Here is a 19,537-nt window from a genome sequence, read left to right as displayed (position 1 = left end):
TTCATATCAAAAACCACGTCTTACTGATTTTTGACAAATTGCGCAAATTCTATTGATCTGTTAGCAAGCTGTCAATATAAGACCAAAAATAAATTCAAAAAATAACCATTTCAACACAATTAAGTATCCTAAAAGCGAAAACAACATGTTTAGCTATGTTTTTTAGTATCAACATCAAATTAAAAAAGCACGCAACCGATTGCAATCAAAACCAAACCATTAACAAACAAAAACACCGACAAAAAAAAACAAATGTGACTACTATTTCAATACAAATGACCATCTAACAAAAAAATAGACATCAAACCTCTATTTAACACAACAAACACATCCAACTCAGTGCGTTATTTGACCACCATCTAGATATACTCATATAACACGGAAAAATTCATCTCTATTTGTATTTACAATATTTATTCGCACTTTATTCAGGTATAAAAAAACCTGCTTATTAGCAGGTTTTTGTCTCGATTATAATGAATCAAGCCCTAAGACATCTTCCATGGTATAAAAACCTGGCGATTTATCATTAAGCCATACCGCAGCTCTAACCGCGCCGTTGGCAAATGTCATTCTATCTGTCGCTTTATGAGTGATCTCTACTCGCTCACCAATATCAGCAAACATAGCTGTGTGCTCACCCACAATGTCACCAGCACGAATTGTAGCAAAACCAATCTCATCCCGAGTACGCTCACCCGTGATCCCTTCTCGAGCATAGACAGCAACATCACTTAATTTATTGCCCATCGCACCAGCAATCGCTTCTCCCATACCAATTGCTGTTCCTGAAGGAGCATCCACTTTATGACGATGGTGTGCTTCGATAATTTCGATATCACAGTAATCGCCCATTACTTTGGCAGCTTTCTCTAACAATTTGAAAACTAGGTTAACCCCAACACTATAGTTAGGCGCCATCACGATAGAAATATCACGAGCAGCAAGATCAATTAACTCTCGCTCTTGCTCTGTAAACCCGGTTGTACCAATTACAATTTTTTTATTATGTTGCTGACAAAACTTAATATTCGCCAATGTTGCTACAGGCGCGGTAAAATCAATTAACACATCAAAATCATCAAGAGCCTTGCTAAGATCATCTACAATGATCACATTCGCAATACCCGTTCCGGCTAATTCACCCGCATCAACGCCGACTAACGTTGAGCCTGCACGTTCCGTTGCTGCGCCTAGCTCTGCTTTTTCTGATAGTTGTGTGGCTTTTAATAGCTGACGCCCCATTCGGCCAGCAGCTCCGGCTATCGCAATTCTTACCATTGCGTGCTTCTCCCTTGATGAATATATAATTATCTCAATACTGTAGCGGTTTTACAGGCGATAAAAAAGCCCCAGCTTTCACTGAGGCTTATTCTGCACAAATCAATACGCTATTAGATATTCTTAACTTGTAACTCTTTGGGTACTTCAAAGAACATGTTTTCTTCACGACCTGATAATTCTTCAACATCAGAGCCTGTGATTGTCTGAATTTGTTGAATAATCTGGTTCACAAGCTCTTCAGGCGCAGATGCACCAGCGGTAACTCCAACCTTGGTTTTATTTTCAAACCAGCTTGGTTCTATATCTTCAACACAATCGGTCAGATAACCTGGTGTTCCTAACTTTTCCGACAACTCGCGTAAACGGTTAGAGTTGGAGGAATTTTTTGAGCCAACAACAATCATTACATCAACCGTTTCAGCCATTTCACGCACAGCATCTTGGCGGTTCTGAGTTGCGTAACAAATATCATCTTTACGTGGCCCTTGGATCTCAGGGAAGACTATACGCAAGCGATCAATCACATCTGCCGTTTCATCAACAGATAAGGTTGTTTGGCTGACATAGTGTAAATTGCTTGGATCTCTAACAATTGTTTTTAACTTATCAACATCATTAGGTGTTTCAACAAGGTACATACCACCGTCTTGGTTAGCATATTGCCCCATTGTGCCTTCAACTTCTGGATGTCCTGCGTGCCCAATCAGCACCACTTCCATCGCTTTTCGACTGGCACGAGCCACTTCCATATGTACTTTTGTCACTAAGGGACACGTTGCATCAAACACCGTTAATTGGCGTTGTTTAGATTCATTACGCACCGCTTGTGAAACACCATGAGCAGAAAAAATAACGATATTATCGTCAGGTACTTCACTGAGTTCCTCAACAAAAATAGCGCCTCGCTGCTTTAGCCCTTCAACAACAAAACGGTTATGTACGACTTCGTGGCGAACATAAATAGGCGGTTGGTACATTTCCAACGCACGCTCTACAATGCTGATCGCACGATCAACACCAGCACAAAAACCACGTGGGTTTGCGAGTAAGATTTTCATCAACAATTGCTCTTAACTTTCAATGGAGACAACCTCCACCTCAAAGGTGACAGCTTGCCCTGCAAGTGGATGATTGAAATCAACAGTAACAGAATCACCCACAACGGCTGTAATTAATCCGGGAATATCATGCCCATCGGGACCAGCAAAAGCGATAATATTGCCCACTTCGGCGGGAGCATCAGCACCAAATTTAGCTAAATCAAGATGATGGATATTATCGGGGTTAGGTAAACCAAACGCATCTTCTGGTGATAATTCAAATGTACCTTTTTCACCTATCGTCAACCCTAATAAACACTTTTCAAAATTGTCAGTTAAACTGCCATCTCCCATGCGAAACATTGCAGGCTTACCTGCGGCATAAGTAGATTCTGCAACCGATCCATCATCAAGTTTAATGGAAAAATGCATCAGCACTTCACTGTTATCTTTAATCACCGACATAGCACATCCTTTTGTGTGATCGTCTTTTTGATCTAACAACAAGCCGCTCACTTTTATTTTAATGTTCCCATTTAACAATAAACCATCGTGCGTATCAACGGACAGGCACTAAGGTTTTACATTTGTACCACTCAATTTGTTAAATCAAGAATAATACGTCAACACGCATAGATAAAAAAACGCAGCTCATAAAATGAACTGCGTTTAATATTGACGTGTTATTAATACCGATAAAGGTAACTAATTACGACTTCGCTTGCTTGTCTGATTTTAAACCATCAAGTATCAAAAAAACCGCACCGACACATATTGCACTATCAGCAATATTAAATGCAGGCCAATGGTAGTTACCATAGTAAAAGTCTAGAAAATCAACCACAAAACCATGGTACATACGATCAAATAAGTTACCTAATGCGCCACCAATAATTAATGCATAAGCAATATTCGCGATTTTATTTGTCGCTGGTGTACGACGCATCCAATACATTAATAAGCCACAAACACCAAAGGCAATAGCTGCAAATAACCAACGCTGCCAACCACTTGCGTCACTTAAAAAACTAAACGCAGCACCGGTATTGTGTACATAAAGTAAATTAAAAAACGGCAGTACTTCGATCCGGTTTGGCCAACCATAGCCCATCGTGTCCATCACTAACAGCTTAGTACCGTTATCGATGATAAATACCAGAACCGCTAGCCATAACCAACGGATGCCAGATTGTTTAACTGTAAGCGATTGCTTCAATGCTGTACTTGTCATTATGCAAATTTTCTCTTTTCGCCTTCGCCATCGATGTTAGTTGCACAGCGACCACAAATTTCTTCATGGCCTGCAATCGTGCCAACATCAGCAACATGGTGCCAACAACGCTCACATTTCGCCGCTTCAGATGCTTTAACCGTTACGAATAAACCTTCGATATCGGTTTCTTGTGCATTTTCAGGCTTGCTATCAGCAACAACAACTTGAGCTTTTGATGTTAATAGAACAAAACGTAGTTCGTCTTCTAACTTATTTAGCTTCTCAGCCAATTCAGCATTAGCAGAAAGAATAACCTCAGCTTGTAGTGAGCCACCGATCACTTTTTCGCTACGTGCCGTTTCAAGTAACTTGTTCACCGCACCACGAACTTGTTGGATTTCAGCCCAAAATTCGTTGCTTAGCTCTTCGTTATCAGCAAGGCCAAATAGACCATCGAACCACTCACCAGTAAACACGAACTTGTCACGTTGACCCGGCATTTCGTTCCAAATTTCATCAGCGGTGAATGACATAATAGGTGCCATCCAACGAACTAATGCTTCAACGATGTAGTAAAGCGCAGTCTGACAGCTACGTTGAGCATGGCTACCGCGTTTTGCTGTGTACTGACGGTCTTTGATTACATCTAAGTAAAATGATCCCATTTCAATAGAACAGAACTGCATTAAGCGCTGTGTTACTGCGTGCAAGTTGTAATCTTCGTAATCTTTGATGATTTCTTCTTGAGCCGCCATTGCACGACCAACAGCCCAACGATCAAGTGCGACCATTTCTTCAGCAGGAACACAGTCAGTTTCAGGGTTGAAACCACTTAAGTTAGCTAAGAAGAAACGTGCAGTATTACGAATACGACGGTAAGCATCGGCTGAACGCTTTAAGATCTCGTCAGACACAGCCACTTCGCCAGTGTAATCGGTAGAAGCTACCCAAAGACGTAAAATATCAGCACCAAGCTTATTCGTTACATCTTTTGGTGCAACTACGTTACCGATAGATTTAGACATCTTACGGCCTTGGCCATCAACGACAAAGCCGTGGGTTAACACTTGTTTGTATGGTGCTTTATCTTTCATCGCTACCGATGAAATCAATGAAGACTGGAACCAACCGCGGTGTTGGTCTGAACCTTCAAGGTAAAGATCCGCTGAGTGACCGTTAAATTCTGGACGACTATCAACCACAGAGAAGTGCGTAACACCAGAGTCAAACCATACGTCTAGTGTATCTAGTACTTTTTCGTAATGTGCGGCATCTTCTGCGGTCATTACATCAGTAAGTTCTAGATCCCACCACGCTTGAATGCCTTTTATCTCAACAAGCTGTGCTACTTTTTCAATCAGCTCAGACGTTTGAGGGTGAAGCTCTTGCGTCTCTTTATGGATGAATAGTGCAATTGGCACACCCCACGTACGCTGACGCGAGATACACCACTCAGGACGACCTTCGATCATGCCTTCAATACGACTTTGACCCCACTCAGGCATCCATTGAACATTTTTGATTTCGTCCAATGCTTTCGTACGTAGACCTGCTTTGTCCATAGAGATGAACCATTGCGGCGTAGCACGGAAGATAATTGGCGTTTTGTGGCGCCAGCAATGTGGGTAGCTGTGCGTAATTTTTGAGAAATGTAGTAGTGAACCATGCTCACGTAGTACATCAACAACCGCTTCGTTTGCTTTAAATACATGTTGACCGGCAAAGATCTCAGTATCTGGTAAGTAAACACCGTTACTACCTACAGGATTAGCAATTTCAAGATTGTATTTTTGACCAACCACGAAGTCTTCTTGACCGTGACCAGGTGCTGTATGTACACAACCTGTACCCGATTCAGTCGTTACGTGATCACCTAAAATAATAGGCACATCAAAGCTGTAGAATGGGTGGTTAAAGCGAAGTAGTTCAAGCTCTTCACCTTTACAGAAACCAAGGATTTCTGATTCTTCAAAACCAACACGTCCCATTACATCTTTTACAAGCTCTGCCGCTACGATTAAACGTTGAGGCTGAGGATGTGCTTCTGTAACTGGTGTTTGTACTAATGCGTATTCAAGATCGGCACTCACAGCGACTGCGCGGTTAGCAGGCATAGTCCAAGGTGTTGTTGTCCAAATAACAATAGACACGTCGCCTTGGCCTTGATCATCCACACAACCAAATTTAGCTAATACTGTCGCTTCATCTACCGCTTTAAATTTCACATCGATAGATAACGATACTTTATCTTGGTATTCAACTTCAGCTTCAGCCAGTGCTGAACCACAATCAGTACACCAGTGAACAGGTTTGAAACCTTTCAATAGGTGATCTTTATCAGCAATTTTACCTAATGCACGAATAATGTTGGCTTCAGTATCGAAGTCCATTGTGCGGTAAGGCTTATCCCACTCACCCAGTACACCTAGGCGCATGAAACTTTCTTTTTGACCGTTAACTTGGCCTGCGGCATATTCACGGCACTTTTCACGGAATTCAGCAGCCGTCACTTTTTGACCTGGCTTACCGACTTTTTTCTCTACCATTAATTCGATCGGTAGACCGTGGCAGTCCCAACCAGGCATATACGGTGAGTCAAAACCAGACAGAGTCTTTGACTTAATAATAATGTCTTTAAGAATCTTGTTTAGTGCGTGACCAATGTGAATATCACCGTTAGCGTATGGAGGGCCATCGTGTAATACGAAAGATTTTTTACCTTTCTTTGCTTTACGGATTTCACCGTAAAGATCTTCATCATACCAACGCTTAAGCATTGCAGGCTCACGCTGAGCTAGGTTGCCTCGCATCGGAAACCCTGTTTCAGGCAGGTTCAGGGTATCTTTATAGTCGCTCATTGATTCTAGATTCCGTTACTTGGGCGAAGTTGGACATTATTACGCTCAGACAGCCACACCCGTGCTGCTTGAGCATCTCGCTCGATTTGGCGTTTAAGCGCATCGAAGGATTCAAATTTCTTTTCGTCACGCAATTTATGGCGTAACACGACTTCAAGCTGATGTCCGTAGAGATCAGCTTGAAAATCAAATAAGTGCACTTCAAGTTGTTGGCGTACACCTTTTACGGTTGGCCGATGACCAACATTAGCCACCCCCATAACAGGGCGACTATCTGCACCATACACTTCAACAGCATAAACACCAGCTACCGGCGTTACACGTCGTTTTAAAGGTATATTGGCAGTAGGAAAACCAATCGTTCGACCTAACTTTCGTCCGTGAGAGACACGTCCGCGAATACTGTAAGGTCGACCAAGCATCATTTCAGCTTGTTCAAGTTCATTCTTTGCTAGTGCTTGACGAATGGCAGTGCTGCTTACTCGCTGCTCTGAAACACAAAAACTTTGGGTACTTACTACCTCAAAGCCATGTTTTCGTCCCGCTTCCACTAGCATGGAAAAATCACCATTACGGCCTTGTCCAAAGCGAAAATCATCGCCAATAACAAGAAACTTAACACCCAATTGCTTAACCAACAAGCACTCGACGAAATCTTCAGCGCTCATGGTGGCAAAATGATGATTAAAATTCACGCATAACAAACGATCAATACCGACCTTTTTTAGCTGTAAATATTTATCTCTAAAACGGGTTAAGCGTGCTGGCGCTTTATCTCCTGCAAACAATTCTAACGGCTGAGGCTCAAATGTCATTACCGTAGCGGAAAGTTGCATCGCATGGGCTTTAGCTACCACTTGACGTAGCAATGCTTGGTGCCCTAAATGAACACCGTCAAAGTTGCCTATAGTCAACACACAGCCATGATGCTGGGGTTGAATATTATGTATACCTCGAATTAATTCCATGCGCTCAGTTACTTACCACTCATCAATATTCACACACTAAAAGATGCAAACAATCAAAATCCGCCTTTAAGCTAAAAACTCCGCCGCTATTATTGCGAAAAATGTTGTCTTTCTACAATAAAGCTGGCGGATTATATACTACTCAACGCTTGTAATCAGCTATCTGTACGCAGATGTCGTGGGCGAATGCCTAAAATCATCGCAATTATTAGATAAACACCACTGCCTATTGCAATTAAGCCAAACAACCAGCCTACACGTTCAAGTAAATGAAAACCTAACCACTGTTCCATTGTTGGGCTTAACCATAACAAGCTTGCCACCATTAAAATGCCAGCTATAGCAAGTCGCAAAACAAAAAATAACGTTTGACGGCTAATGCGATAAATATTGCCTACATGCAAGCCTCGGTACAATAGCGCAGCGTTTAACAATGCCGATAAAACACTGGCAATAGACAAACCAACATAACCATAAAACGGAGCAAAAATACCGTTAAACACCATGTTACTGATCATCGCGATAATACCAATTTTTACTGGTGTTTTAGTATCTTGACGTGCGTAATAGCCCGGCGCAAAAATCTTAATTAACATGTAATTTAATAAACCAGCAGATACTACCCATAATGATGCTGCAGTTTGATTAACATCGTAAACGCTAAATTCGCCGCGCATAAACATTACCATCAACATTGGTTTAGCCAGTGTGATCATGCCAAGCATAGCTGGAATGCCAAGCAGCAGCACCATTCTTACGCCCCAGTCCATCGTTTGGGCAAATTGCTCTGGCGATTTATCAACGTGTTTACGTGAAAGTGCGGGTAGTATCACCGTTGCAATAGCGATACCAAATAAACCAAGAGGAAACTCTAATAAACGATCAGAGTAATACAGCCAGCTAATTGAGCCTGTCATTAAGAAACTGGCAATGAAGGTATCAAGTAATAAGTTAATTTGGGTAACAGAAACACCAAACAGCGCAGGCAACATCAGTTTGAGAATTTTTGTTACACCCGGATCATTCCAGCCCCATTTAGGGCGAACTAAATATCCTTCGCGATACAAAAATGGCAATTGGAAGCAAAACTGCACTAAGCCACCAACGAAAACACCAATAGCTAAACCTATCTCAGGTTGAGCCAGATGTGGAGAAACAAACCATGCACAACCAATAATCGATATGTTTAAAAAAACGGGGGTAAACGACGATATCGCAAATTTACCTAACGTATTTAATATCGCGCCAGATAATGCAACAAAGGTAATAAACCACAAATATGGGAAAGTAATTTTTAGCAACAAGCTTGCAAGTTCAAATTTTTCCGCATCAGCCCCGCCATGCATCCAATCCCAGAACCAACCAAAACCGAATAAAGCTGTCACAGCGCCAGAGCCTAACACCCCAAACAATGTCACTATCGTTACAATGCCGCCTAGCGTACCTGCCGCTTTTGCAATCAAATCTCGTGTTCGATCAACATCGCCAGCCGCATGGTACTCCGTCAATACAGGTACAAATGCTTGCGAAAAAGCCCCTTCGGCAAAAAGGCGACGTAAAAAGTTGGGAATTTTATTTGCAAAGAAAAAAACATCGGCCGCAGCCCCTGCTCCCATAAGGTTAGCAACCACCACATCTCGGACTAAACCGAGTACGCGAGAGACCAAAGTCATGGCGCTAACTATCATTCCAGAGCGTAAAAGACGCTTACTCACAAAAAAACCTCATAAAAGATGGCTCAGAAAGGTGACTTCTGATTCCAAATGCTGGTAAAATCTGCCGCCATATTAACCGTGTTAATCCGCAAGTGCCAACTTGATTGGTCTGGCGGTTATTCGCACAAATCATTTGACAAATACAAAGAACCAAGGCATAGTCCTCGGCCTTAAATTGTCACCGTACCAAGATTTGGGAGTTACACCCTTGGCAAATATCAAATCTGCTAAGAAACGTGCACTAACTTCAGAAAAACGTCGCCAGCACAACGCTAGCCGTCGTTCTATGATGCGCACTTTCTTCAAGAAAGTAATTACCGCTATTGAAGCTGGTAATAAAGAAGCTGCAACACAAGCTTTCGCTGAAATGCAACCTGTTATGGATCGTATGGCTACTAAAGGCCTGATTCACAAAAACAAAGCTGCACGTCATAAAGCTCGTCTAACGGCTAAAATCAAAGCTCTTTAATTTTTAATTTTTGAGTTTAGATTTAAAAAAACCGACCTTGAGTCGGTTTTTTTATACCTGAAATTTATATTTCTCTGACTCTCTGCTGCCATCTTTATGGCACACTATCTTCTCATTATTATCTTCATTAAGAGCAAAACATGAAAAAAACGTTGTTACGAGGTTTGCTCAACGTCCTGCCTTTAGTCTTGAGCATATGGCTATTTTGGTCATTATTTGAGTCATTAGACAAAGTCGGTAACTTTTTATTTGGTTTATTCCATTTAACCGAGTTATTCAAAGGTGCTGGTTTTTTATTGATCCTGACTCTATTGTTTATTGCTGGCCTTCTTTTCTCTGTTAGCCCTATTGCTTGGCTGTATGATTTCATTATTCGACAATTAATGCGTTTTCCGTTCTTTAAAACGGTATACAGCAGCATCAATGACATTGCCTCACTCATGAGCAGCGATAATAAAAATAAAGGACAACAAACGGTTTTAGTGCATCAGGCCAATGATAGTTATGTAATCGGCTTTATTATGTCTGATGACATGCCAGAACCGCTCGCTAATGCGCTCCCTGAGGGGGATTGGGTTCCTGTATTGTTCCCACTTAGCTATCAAATAGCTGGAGTGACAACCTTGGTTAAGCGTGAAGACTTAACACTTGTTGATTGGTCATTCGAAGAGGCAATGCGCTACAACCTAACAGCAGGGATCTCTACGCCCAAAGGAAATAACGATAAAGACACAAAAGAAGAAATAGACACGCTTTCTGATAGCTGATAAATAAGCGCTCTATCCATCAGCCTGCAACTTTAGCCTCATAAATGGGTATGAGGCTAGTTAAACAAATAACCGACTAAAGTCCGCCTCACAGATACGCGTGACCGATGGGTGCATTATCATCCGTTCAGCAAAAATAACATAATACTCTTCTGAAATATCGCTCACTCGTTTTACCTCATGCACTTGGCATGATTCCTTTAACTCATCAGCATAGTTAGAGGGAGCAATAAACATACATTGTTGATAAGACGAAAATGCTTTCATCAGAGCTGAATCATCAAACTCACCTAAAATATTAGGCGTGATCCCTTGCTGATCAAACCATTGGTGCAGTTTTCTCCCCATCGCAGACCGTCGGCTTGGTACTAACAATTTATACTCTTCAATACACGCAGGAAACGTCGATTCTGGTAGTTTATCTGAGCAGAAAAAGCTCATTCCAGATTCCCCTAATTTCTTACTGTATAAACCAGGGCTTTGGGTTGAATCAACGGGGCAATCAGAAAGGATCATATCGAGCTTATGCTGGGATAATTGTTCTAATAGCATTTCATGGGTTGATTCAAAACAGCTAAAATGAATTCTCTGATCATCAGGCATGCCTTCTAGTAACACTTGGCTGACTAACCGTTTAGACAAAGCATCAGCAACCCCCACTTCAAAAAGCTGATTATCTCGCTGGGTATAGTTGATCCGATCCAACATTTGATAACTTAAATCAAACATTTTATCGGCATACTTAAACACCATTTGTCCTAATTCAGTTGGTTCTATCTGGCGTCCTACACGTTTAGTTAATCGCCCTTTTAAACGATCTTCTAAAGCACGGATCTGCCCAGTTACCGTTTGTGGCGCTAGGAATAAAGCATCTGCAGCTTTGGTTACAGAGCCTTGTTTACATACCATCCAGAAATAATATAAGTGATTATAATTTAAGTGAGACATACCTTTATCAACCCATAAAAAAACCCCAACAACAAAGCTTACGCAGTGCCACTGGGGTCTTCAATCTTTATCTTATTATTTCTAATAAACGCGTATTAGAAACCTATTAACACGCAGGTTGACGATTTAAACGTTCAGATTGCAATAAAGCTCACCGCATCGCCGCTCAAGTACACGATCTTGAAAAGATGATTTAGAGGTAATTGCTTTTTTACCTCTTTTTCCCATCATTTAGACCTTGTAGATAAGCCTGAGCCTGACAAACCTCAGACCTATCAGCTGTTGTACAATGTTTATAGTTCATTGCTGCAACACTTGAAGCTGCGAAAGTTGAAAACAGTATAGCTAATAGGTATTTATATTACGCCTCTACCTTTTGCGCTTCCTTTGGAAGAGATCGACTCAGTAATACGTAACCCACAACTGCCGCTACTGTTGAACCTAGTAATATCCCTAGTCGGGAATACGTTGCAAAGCTTTCATCTGCTCCAATGAATGCGAGTGAAGAGATGAAAATCGACATCGTAAAACCGATACCACACAGAACAGATACGGCAAAGACATGTTTGAAGTTAATATCATCAGGTAGTTTGGCAAAACCACATTTCACAGCAATGATACACGCGACAAATATTCCCAAAGGCTTACCAATGAAAAGACCTGCAGCAATACCAACAGGTAGCATTGACGATAAGCTTTCTAACGATACGCCATCTAACGAAATACCTGCATTAGCAAAAGCAAAAGTAGGTAAAATCAAGAAAGCAACATACGGATGTAAAGCATGTTCTAAGTGCTTTAATGGTGAGTGTTTATCTGAACGACCATCTTTACCCGTTAGTGGTATCGTAAAACCAAGGATAACACCGGCTAGCGTTGCATGAACACCTGATTGCAATACACTAATCCATAGTACTGCACCGACAATTAAGTACCAAGAAAGCTTAGTAACATTCTTCGCATTCATAATAAACAAGGTCACTGTAGCTACCGAAGCAACAGCTAGTGAAATTGTCGAAAGATCAGAACTATAGAACAGCGCGATAATGACAATCACACCTAAATCATCAATAATCGCAAGTGCAAGTAAGAACACTTTTAAGCTTACCGGTACACGATTACCTAGTAGTGCCATCACACCTAATGCAAATGCGATATCTGTAGCAGCAGGAATTGCCCAGCCTTTAATAGCCATCGGATCGTTATAATTAAACGCAACATAAATTAATGCTGGTGCAACCATACCGCCCACAGCCGCAATAGCAGGGAAAATTGCTTTTTCTTTAGTATTTAGCGCCCCCTCAATTAGCTCCCGCTTTACTTCTAAGCCAATAAGCAAAAAGAAAACAGCCATTAAACCATCATTGATCCAATGGGAAACTGATAAGCCAGCAACATAACTGTGCAATGTATCGGTATACACTGATGCTAGCGGTGAATTAGCAATGATCATCGCAATAAGCGCAGCAATAATCAGCACAATACCACCAGCTGATTCTAATTTAAGAAACTTACGAATAGCATCGGTCATCGACCGTCACTCCTATAAAACAATATGAATTAATCAATTAAATGCAGTGTAAACGTCATTCTCAGCACTTGTGAAATCGTTTGTTTAGATGCAATAACTCGGAAATACCGAATAATTAGAGCCATAACAATATAATAACCGTGCTTTACTAACGAACCTTTGACATTAGCGCGCATTTCCCTGTCATGTGCTTCCCTATTAAATATAGGTAAACTGTCATAATTGACCGATTTTTACGTCTTATCGTAAAAAAAGACAACCTTTCCGTATACCACATTAAAAAAAACTCAAATTTCCTTTTTAACTAAAAACCTCTTAATAAAGCATATATAACAGATAGTTAAGAATATAAAAACAAAAATAAATTAGTGCCAATTAATCGCTCGCCATCACAAAAAAGTAACAAATCATATTTGTGACAATCAGTGTAATATTTCTGAAATAAAAGCCATCTACCATCCACGAAGATTTCAACAAAATGACACCAAAACGACATACTATTGTCATGGAGAAATGATTATGACTACCCAAGCCACTACTGCTGTATCTAAGTTCAGCTCTATGCGTTGGGTCCGCTGGGCCAATCTAGCGTTCATGCTTTATCTTTTACTTGTTGCTGTATCTATGATCAGCAGCGGCTTTAAATGGTCTGTTGGCGAACAAGCTAAAACCTTATTCGAATTTGCTTCTCACCCTGTAGCGGGGCTCATGATTGGTTTAATCGCAACAGCGTTAATTCAGTCATCAAGTACGGTAACATCAATCATTGTGGGTCTTGTTGCCGGTGGCTTGCCTGTTGAAACAGCAATCCCAATGGTAATGGGGGCAAATATTGGTACTACACTAACCAATACGATAGTGAGTTTAGGGCATGCGCGTTGTAAGCATGAATTCCGTCGTGCTTTTGCCAGTGCAACCGTCCATGATTTCTTCAACCTACTGGCTGTAGCAATTTTCTTGCCACTAGAGATGATGTTTGGTTTGCTAGATAAAATGTCTAGTTGGTTAGTGTCTCCATTCTTAAGTGCTGGTGATATGAGCATGAAGGGAATGGACTTTATGAAGCCGTTAACTAAACCTGCAGTAGAGCTAGTAAAAAGTCCTCTCGAAGTATTTGGTTCTATGGGTGGTGTCGCGCTTAGCTTCATCGGTATCGCATTAATCTTCTTCGCGATTACGGTTATGGGTAAGCTAATGCGTAGCCTAATGGTTGGTCGTGCTCGTGATATTCTAAAAAGTGCAATTGGTCGTGGTCCACTGCATGGTATTGCGTCAGGTACAGCAGTAACGATTTTAGTACAATCATCATCAACAACAACAAGCTTGATGGTACCGCTAGTAGGTACAGGTGTACTAAAAGTACGTGATGTATACCCATTCACGCTTGGTGCAAACATCGGTACATGTATTACTGCATTATTAGCAGCAACTGCAGTATCAGGCGATAATGCAGTATTTGCATTACAGATTGCACTGGTACACTTATGTTTCAATGTAATGGCAACGGTACTGATTTACGGCATTCCATTCTTACGTGAAATCCCGTTGAAGTGCGCATTCTTCTTAAGCGACTTAGCAACCAAGAACAAAGTAGCGGTCGCAGGTTATCTTGGCTTAGTATTCATCGCTATCCCAGGTGCAATTTTAGCATTAACTGCTTAATTAATATCGCGCTACGAAAAAGCCCAGCTTATGCTGGGCTTTTTTATTTCTTACCATTCTGATTACATTTACTTTTTAGTATATGTTGTTGATTAATTTAAACAGAAAATGGGTATTGAATCGGATCGTGATGCTCGTAACCCACTACTTCAAAATCATCTAACGTTACCCATGTTTCTAAATCTTCTAATGACTTGATCTTCGGGTTGATTTTAAGTTGTGGTGAGGCAAATGGAGTACGCTTTAATTGCACATCCCGCATAAGCTCTAACTGATCTTCATAGATATGTGCGTTGATAATTTTGTGGTAAGCCTGACCCGCTTTATGACCTGTTATTTGCGCCATTAACGCGAGTAAAGTAAACACTTGTACTTGGTTGAAGTTTAACCCTAGCGGTACATCACATGAGCGTTGATAGCTTGTTAAATATAACGTATCACCCAGTAGTGAAAATGTATGTGTATGCATGCAAGGACGCAAGCAGCCCATATCAAACTCACCAGGGTTGTAAAACGTTAATATTTCACCACGATCATCAATACCTTTGGTTAAATCATCAACAATCTTTTTTAATTGATCAATTGGCGTACCGTCTGTTTTTTGCCAGCGACGACCTTGAACACCATAAACACGTCCCATGTCATCTTCACCTTTACGATGAGGGTTGTTCAGCCATGCTGGGTTATCATTGGCGTTAGCATTCCATGTGTTACAGCCAATCGCACGAAATTGCGCTGCATTATCATAGCCACGTAAGTAACCGAGAAGCTCTGCGATTGCAGCTTTCCAGAAACTTTTACGAGTAGTAATCAACGGAAACTGATTATTAGCAACATCATAAGTCAGATCAGCATTGATAACCGTTAAACAACGCTTACCTGTACGTTCGTTTTCAATCCACACACCTTCATCAACGATGCGTTGGCATAAGGCTAAATATTGTTTCATAGTCCTACTCGTAAACTGAATACGCCCAGCAAAAGCTAGGCGCGAAAATTATTAACCATTATTCTATCAGAAGCCTGTTGGCCCTGCTGTTAACTTAAAAACATTTTTATACTGATCACTAGCAATAACACCGCAAATAACTTTTTCAGTGTCGGGGTCGGTAGTCGACTCACTAAAGCCGCGCCATAACGAGTTGCAATCATCGATGTTGCAGCAATACCGAACAAGGCTGGTAAATACACATAACCCACACTAAACGCTGGTAACGCTTCACTGCCTGCTCCTGCGTAAATAAAACCAATCATCCCAGAAACAGCAATTAAGAAACCAACGAGCGAAGAGGTACCGATGGCACGTCGCATCTCAATACCATAATAACTTAAATACGGTACTGTTAATGATCCTCCACCAATGCCAGCGAGACTTGAGATCAAACCAATGATGCCACCACTTGATACACATGCTAATGGGTTTGGCAGAGGCTTACTGTTTATCACCTTCATCGATAACAACATCTGAATTGCTAGACACAATACGATAACAGCAAAAATTTTAGGTAAATAATCTGAAGGGATGATCTCTGCAACAATACTCCCCCCCAACCCGCCAACAATGATCCCTGGGGCTAATATTTTCACCACTGAAAAATCAATATTTCCAAGCTTAAAGTGATTACGTGCTGAGGCCATTGAAGTCATAACAATACTGGCAAGTGAGGTCGCTAACGCAATATGCATCACAAGATGCGATACAATTCCGGCTTTCGGTAATAACCAAACCAGAGCCGGTACAACCAATAAGCCTCCGCCAATGCCTAATAAACCAGCCAATAGTCCGACGACAGCTCCCAAGAGCAAACACATGCTAAATAGCCAAAGTGTTGTTTCATACATAATACGTAACCAATATAAAAAAGTGTTCTACTTACCCGCGCGGATAAACCCACCTAAACCATGCTGTTCGACAAATAACGTTGTTCTATCTCTTACTTCACAAGATAAATGTACCGCGAGAACATCATCCGCCAATTGCGCCATATCAAGTGCTGACACATGACGTAATATATATTTTATTTTGGCTACATTACGGGTATTCATACTCAATGATCGATACCCCATTCCGACTAATAAAATTGCACCAATCGGATCACCTGATAATTCACCACAAACGCAAACGGGGAGTTGGTAACGCTTAGCACTATCGATAATATGTTTTAAGGCATTTAAAACAGCAGGATGAAGCGCATCATAAACACTGGCGACACGAGAGTTATTACGATCAACGGCAAGCAAATATTGAGTTAAATCATTACTGCCAACTGAAATAAAATCAACTTTATCGGCTAACGCATGGAGCTGATAAAGCATTGAAGGTACTTCAATCATAATACCCAAGCGGGGTTTTCTTAACTCGCCATCATATTGACCTGCCACTTCCTGATAGGCGCGCTCAATTAATATTTTGGCTTCATCAAGTTCAGCTATCCCTGAGATCATCGGAAGCAATATATCCATATTATTCAAGCCAATACTGGCACGTAACATCGCTCTAACTTGAATTAAAAAAATCTCGGGATGATCTAGGGTAAAACGGATCCCACGCCAACCTAAAAAGGGATTATCTTCCTCTATAGTTAAATACGGTAGCGGCTTATCGCCTCCAATATCGAGCGTTCGCATCACAACGGTTTGCTCGGGATAAGTCTGCAAAATAGAACGATATTGATTAATTTGTTCATCTTCTGAAGGGAAGCTACGTTGCAGTAAAAAAGGCACTTCGGTACGATATAAGCCAACCCCGTCGACCCCTTTATTAACCGCGATATTGGTATCAGCACTTAAACCCGCATTTAAGTGAACCATGATCCGTTGATTATCTTTGGTATAGGCTTCTTTATCCAGATCACCTTCAACCGTTTTGGCTAGTTCATGCTCTTCACGTAATAAACGGCGATATTCAATTAATACATGACGATTAGGGTTAACAAGAAAGTCACCACGATAGCCATCAACAACAACTAAATTGTTGTGTACCATATGAGGAACAAAGTCGACCCCCATAATTGCAGGGATACCTAGTGCTCTAGACAAAATAGCTGCATGTGAATTAGCTGCACCTTCTTGAGCAACAACCGCAGCTAACTTCCCTAAAGGGACTGTCGCAAGCATCGCTGCTGTTAACTCTCGGGTTAATAACACCACAGGTTCATCCCACTGCAACTCATCAACTTCTTCATCACGTAAAAAGAACAATAAGCGCTGACCCAACTCGCGAATATCTTGTGCACGCTCTTTGAGATATTGATCTTTCATATTCGCAAAACGAGCGGAATAAGATTCAACCACTTGACGTACGGCCCACTCCGCCTGATCTCCACAAGCAATACGGGCTTTCAGATCTTTACGCAACATAGGATCATTGAGTAAATGGCTGAATAAATCAAAAATGGCGAGGGTTTCTTTTTGTAGTTCACTATCAAAACGTTTACGTAAACGTCGAAACTCTGTACTGGCCGCTTCTATCGCGATAGTTAAACGTTCTTGCTCAACATTCACATCAAGACAAGATGTGGGAGCAACATGTTCTAATAGTGGTTGGGTATCGTCCCACCATGCTTTAGCAACAGCAACACCAGCAGAAGCCGCTGATCCAGTAAGGTGTAATTTATTACCTTGCTCAAACCACATTCCTTGTGCTTTCGCGTGGGCTAAAATACCTGATAATTGAGCTGCAAGGGTAACTAAGAAAGACTCTTCACTTTCGTTAAATTCCCGCTTTTCTCGTTGCTGTACAACAAGGACACCAAGTACTTGGCGCTGATGAATGATTGGCGTGCCAAAAAACGATCGAAAGGATTCTTCTCCGATCCCTGGGAGATGTTTGAAATGGGGGTGTAAACGAGCATCAGCAACATTAACGAGCTCAGCTTTACGCCCAACAAGGCCAACTAGACCTTGATTAAAGCGTAAACTTACACGCCGCTGAGATTTATGCAGCCCTTGCGTTGCCATCAATGTGTAAAGTTGACGCTCATGATTAGCAATATAGACCGAACAACAGTCTGTTTTCATGGCCTGACAAGTGCTCATCACTAATTGATCTAGTGCTTCAATCAAGGTCTGGGCGCTGACGACCTTGTCAACTATCTCTCTAAGCTGTGTCAGCATAACGAGCCTTATTATCCTTCTATATTGCCAATAATCTCTATATTATCGTATTACCTTATTTACTTTTTATTATTACGCTTGAATTTTCGCTCTTTCCATTCTTTAAAAGGCATGGCTACAGGTGCAAATTCTTTAAGTGCGCGACGGTAAACATCACGCTTAAACGAAACGACCTGTCGAACTGGATACCAATAACTTACCCATCGCCATCCATCAAATTCAGGAGTAGCACCTCGCTGCATATTGACCTTGGACTCATCGCACTCCAAGCTCAACAAAAACCATTTCTGTTTCTGCCCGATACAAACAGGTTTCGAATCCCACCGCACTAAACGTTTAGGTAATTTATAACGTAGCCAATGACGGCTTGACGCAATTATCCTGACATCTTTTTTGGTTAATCCTACTTCTTCGTACAATTCACGGAACATGGCTTGCTCAGGTGTTTCACCATCATCAATACCACCTTGCGGAAACTGCCAAGAATGTTGTCCATATCGTCGAGCCCAAAATACCTGGCCATGGCTATTGCAGATAACGATCCCTACATTAGGGCGGTATCCATCGCCATCAATCACTGGACGACCTCAAGTATAAATATCTATTAATAGTGATTTTTTCATAGTAGAGGTGATCGGTAAACAAAGATTCGATCAGATCGTGATATTTTCCTAACGAAACATCAAATTTGGGATAACTTCTCTCCCTGCTAGAGGTTATAAACATCTAAATGAGACATCCCCCACATTTATTCACTCTTTCTGTGGATAGATTTGTGCAGAAGATAAAAAAACCTCGAATTTATATATAATTATCGCTTGATACACAGTAATAAAAAACCAACAATAAAAAAATATAATCCTTAATAATCATCATCTTAAATTATCACAAAGTACATAATAAATTTAAATAAATAGAATATTAATATCTCAAAAAAACGATCGGTCAAAGATCAATCAATTCTAG

General features: G+C 41.1%; 16 protein-coding genes. 3 read left to right on the top strand and 13 right to left on the bottom strand.

Features of this window, described 5'->3' with window-relative positions:
• Window positions 1-471: 471 nt before the first annotated feature.
• From dapB to murJ, 7 genes are all read right to left on the bottom strand, one after another.
• Entirely contained in the window at window positions 472-1,281 is an 810-nt protein-coding gene (gene dapB / locus SKA34_RS14030) for a 4-hydroxy-tetrahydrodipicolinate reductase (protein WP_006646194.1), read from the bottom strand.
• Window positions 1,282-1,394: 113 nt separating this feature from the next.
• Entirely contained in the window at window positions 1,395-2,342 is a 948-nt protein-coding gene (gene ispH, locus SKA34_RS14025; protein WP_006646193.1) for a 4-hydroxy-3-methylbut-2-enyl diphosphate reductase, read from the bottom strand.
• A 12-nt stretch (window positions 2,343-2,354) separates the two neighbouring features.
• The gene (gene fkpB, locus SKA34_RS14020) at window positions 2,355-2,789 is read right to left on the bottom strand and encodes an FKBP-type peptidyl-prolyl cis-trans isomerase (protein ID WP_006646192.1); all 435 of its coding nucleotides are present in this window, start codon (window positions 2,787-2,789) and stop codon (window positions 2,355-2,357) included.
• A gap of 244 nt (window positions 2,790-3,033) precedes the next feature.
• A complete protein-coding gene (gene lspA, locus SKA34_RS14015) occupies window positions 3,034-3,555 on the bottom strand; it encodes a signal peptidase II (RefSeq protein WP_006646191.1) in 522 nt (173 codons plus the stop codon).
• Window positions 3,555-6,395 (bottom strand): isoleucine--tRNA ligase, encoded by a 2,841-nt coding sequence (gene ileS, locus SKA34_RS14010; protein ID WP_006646190.1) that lies wholly within the window; start codon window positions 6,393-6,395, stop codon window positions 3,555-3,557. The genes lspA and ileS overlap by 1 nt, the downstream gene beginning before the upstream one ends.
• 5 nt (window positions 6,396-6,400) lie before the next feature.
• Complete coding sequence (gene ribF, locus SKA34_RS14005) at window positions 6,401-7,363, bottom strand: bifunctional riboflavin kinase/FAD synthetase (RefSeq protein WP_006646189.1); 963 nt, start codon at window positions 7,361-7,363, stop codon at window positions 6,401-6,403.
• 155 nt (window positions 7,364-7,518) lie between these two features.
• The gene (gene murJ / locus SKA34_RS14000; RefSeq protein WP_006646188.1) at window positions 7,519-9,078 is read right to left on the bottom strand and encodes a murein biosynthesis integral membrane protein MurJ; all 1,560 of its coding nucleotides are present in this window, start codon (window positions 9,076-9,078) and stop codon (window positions 7,519-7,521) included.
• Window positions 9,079-9,286: 208 nt separating this feature from the next.
• On the opposite strand from murJ, the gene rpsT reads away from it, so the two are divergent.
• Together rpsT and SKA34_RS13990 are read left to right on the top strand one after the other, a co-directional pair.
• On the top strand, window positions 9,287-9,547 hold the full coding sequence (gene rpsT, locus SKA34_RS13995; RefSeq protein WP_006646187.1) for a 30S ribosomal protein S20: 261 nt from the start codon (window positions 9,287-9,289) through the stop codon (window positions 9,545-9,547).
• A gap of 140 nt (window positions 9,548-9,687) precedes the next feature.
• On the top strand, window positions 9,688-10,314 hold the full coding sequence (locus tag SKA34_RS13990; RefSeq protein ID WP_006646186.1) for a DUF502 domain-containing protein: 627 nt from the start codon (window positions 9,688-9,690) through the stop codon (window positions 10,312-10,314).
• A gap of 60 nt (window positions 10,315-10,374) precedes the next feature.
• On the opposite strand, the gene nhaR is transcribed toward SKA34_RS13990, so the two are convergent.
• On the bottom strand, window positions 10,375-11,262 hold the full coding sequence (nhaR, locus tag SKA34_RS13985; RefSeq protein ID WP_006646185.1) for a transcriptional activator NhaR: 888 nt from the start codon (window positions 11,260-11,262) through the stop codon (window positions 10,375-10,377).
• 361 nt (window positions 11,263-11,623) lie between these two features.
• Window positions 11,624-12,793 carry a Na+/H+ antiporter NhaA gene (gene nhaA, locus SKA34_RS13980; protein WP_006646184.1) on the bottom strand — a complete coding sequence of 390 codons (1,170 nt, stop codon included), beginning with the start codon at window positions 12,791-12,793 and terminating at the stop codon, window positions 11,624-11,626.
• Between the two features lie 519 nt (window positions 12,794-13,312).
• On the opposite strand from nhaA, the gene SKA34_RS13975 reads away from it, so the two are divergent.
• Window positions 13,313-14,455 (top strand): Na/Pi symporter, encoded by a 1,143-nt coding sequence (locus SKA34_RS13975; RefSeq protein ID WP_006646183.1) that lies wholly within the window; start codon window positions 13,313-13,315, stop codon window positions 14,453-14,455.
• Window positions 14,456-14,552: 97 nt separating this feature from the next.
• On the opposite strand, the gene SKA34_RS13970 is transcribed toward SKA34_RS13975, so the two are convergent.
• The 4 genes from SKA34_RS13970 to rppH all read right to left on the bottom strand — a co-directional run bounded on the left by SKA34_RS13970 (window position 14,553) and on the right by rppH (window position 19,149).
• Window positions 14,553-15,404 (bottom strand): thymidylate synthase, encoded by an 852-nt coding sequence (locus SKA34_RS13970; protein ID WP_006646182.1) that lies wholly within the window; start codon window positions 15,402-15,404, stop codon window positions 14,553-14,555.
• Window positions 15,405-15,493: 89 nt separating this feature from the next.
• Window positions 15,494-16,297 carry a sulfite exporter TauE/SafE family protein gene (locus tag SKA34_RS13965; protein WP_006646181.1) on the bottom strand — a complete coding sequence of 268 codons (804 nt, stop codon included), beginning with the start codon at window positions 16,295-16,297 and terminating at the stop codon, window positions 15,494-15,496.
• 27 nt (window positions 16,298-16,324) lie between these two features.
• Window positions 16,325-18,571 (bottom strand): phosphoenolpyruvate--protein phosphotransferase, encoded by a 2,247-nt coding sequence (ptsP, locus tag SKA34_RS13960; protein WP_006646180.1) that lies wholly within the window; start codon window positions 18,569-18,571, stop codon window positions 16,325-16,327.
• 59 nt (window positions 18,572-18,630) lie between these two features.
• Window positions 18,631-19,149, bottom strand: a complete 519-nt coding sequence (gene rppH, locus SKA34_RS13955) for an RNA pyrophosphohydrolase (RefSeq protein ID WP_005369648.1) — start codon at window positions 19,147-19,149, stop codon at window positions 18,631-18,633.
• Window positions 19,150-19,537: the final 388 nt, after the last annotated feature.

The sequence above is a fragment of the Photobacterium sp. SKA34 genome (assembly GCF_000153325.1).
Classification (GTDB): Bacteria; Pseudomonadota; Gammaproteobacteria; order Enterobacterales; family Vibrionaceae; genus Photobacterium.
Note: the sequence above shows the minus strand (reverse complement) of the source record. Positions and strands in the feature narration are given on the sequence as shown.

Coding starts and splice junctions, on each gene's coding strand:
- SKA34_RS13965 (WP_006646181.1), bottom strand. CDS start 16,297: ATGTATGAAACAACACTTTGGCTATTTAGCATGTGTTTGCTCTTGGGA.
- fkpB (WP_006646192.1), bottom strand. CDS start 2,789: ATGTCGGTGATTAAAGATAACAGTGAAGTGCTGATGCATTTTTCCATT.
- nhaR (WP_006646185.1), bottom strand. CDS start 11,262: ATGTCTCACTTAAATTATAATCACTTATATTATTTCTGGATGGTATGT.
- SKA34_RS13970 (WP_006646182.1), bottom strand. CDS start 15,404: ATGAAACAATATTTAGCCTTATGCCAACGCATCGTTGATGAAGGTGTG.
- ptsP (WP_006646180.1), bottom strand. CDS start 18,571: ATGCTGACACAGCTTAGAGAGATAGTTGACAAGGTCGTCAGCGCCCAG.
- dapB (WP_006646194.1), bottom strand. CDS start 1,281: ATGGTAAGAATTGCGATAGCCGGAGCTGCTGGCCGAATGGGGCGTCAG.
- SKA34_RS13975 (WP_006646183.1), top strand. CDS start 13,313: ATGACTACCCAAGCCACTACTGCTGTATCTAAGTTCAGCTCTATGCGT.
- ileS (WP_006646190.1), bottom strand. CDS start 6,395: ATGAGCGACTATAAAGATACCCTGAACCTGCCTGAAACAGGGTTTCCG.
- ispH (WP_006646193.1), bottom strand. CDS start 2,342: ATGAAAATCTTACTCGCAAACCCACGTGGTTTTTGTGCTGGTGTTGAT.
- SKA34_RS13990 (WP_006646186.1), top strand. CDS start 9,688: ATGAAAAAAACGTTGTTACGAGGTTTGCTCAACGTCCTGCCTTTAGTC.
- nhaA (WP_006646184.1), bottom strand. CDS start 12,793: ATGACCGATGCTATTCGTAAGTTTCTTAAATTAGAATCAGCTGGTGGT.
- lspA (WP_006646191.1), bottom strand. CDS start 3,555: ATGACAAGTACAGCATTGAAGCAATCGCTTACAGTTAAACAATCTGGC.
- ribF (WP_006646189.1), bottom strand. CDS start 7,363: ATGGAATTAATTCGAGGTATACATAATATTCAACCCCAGCATCATGGC.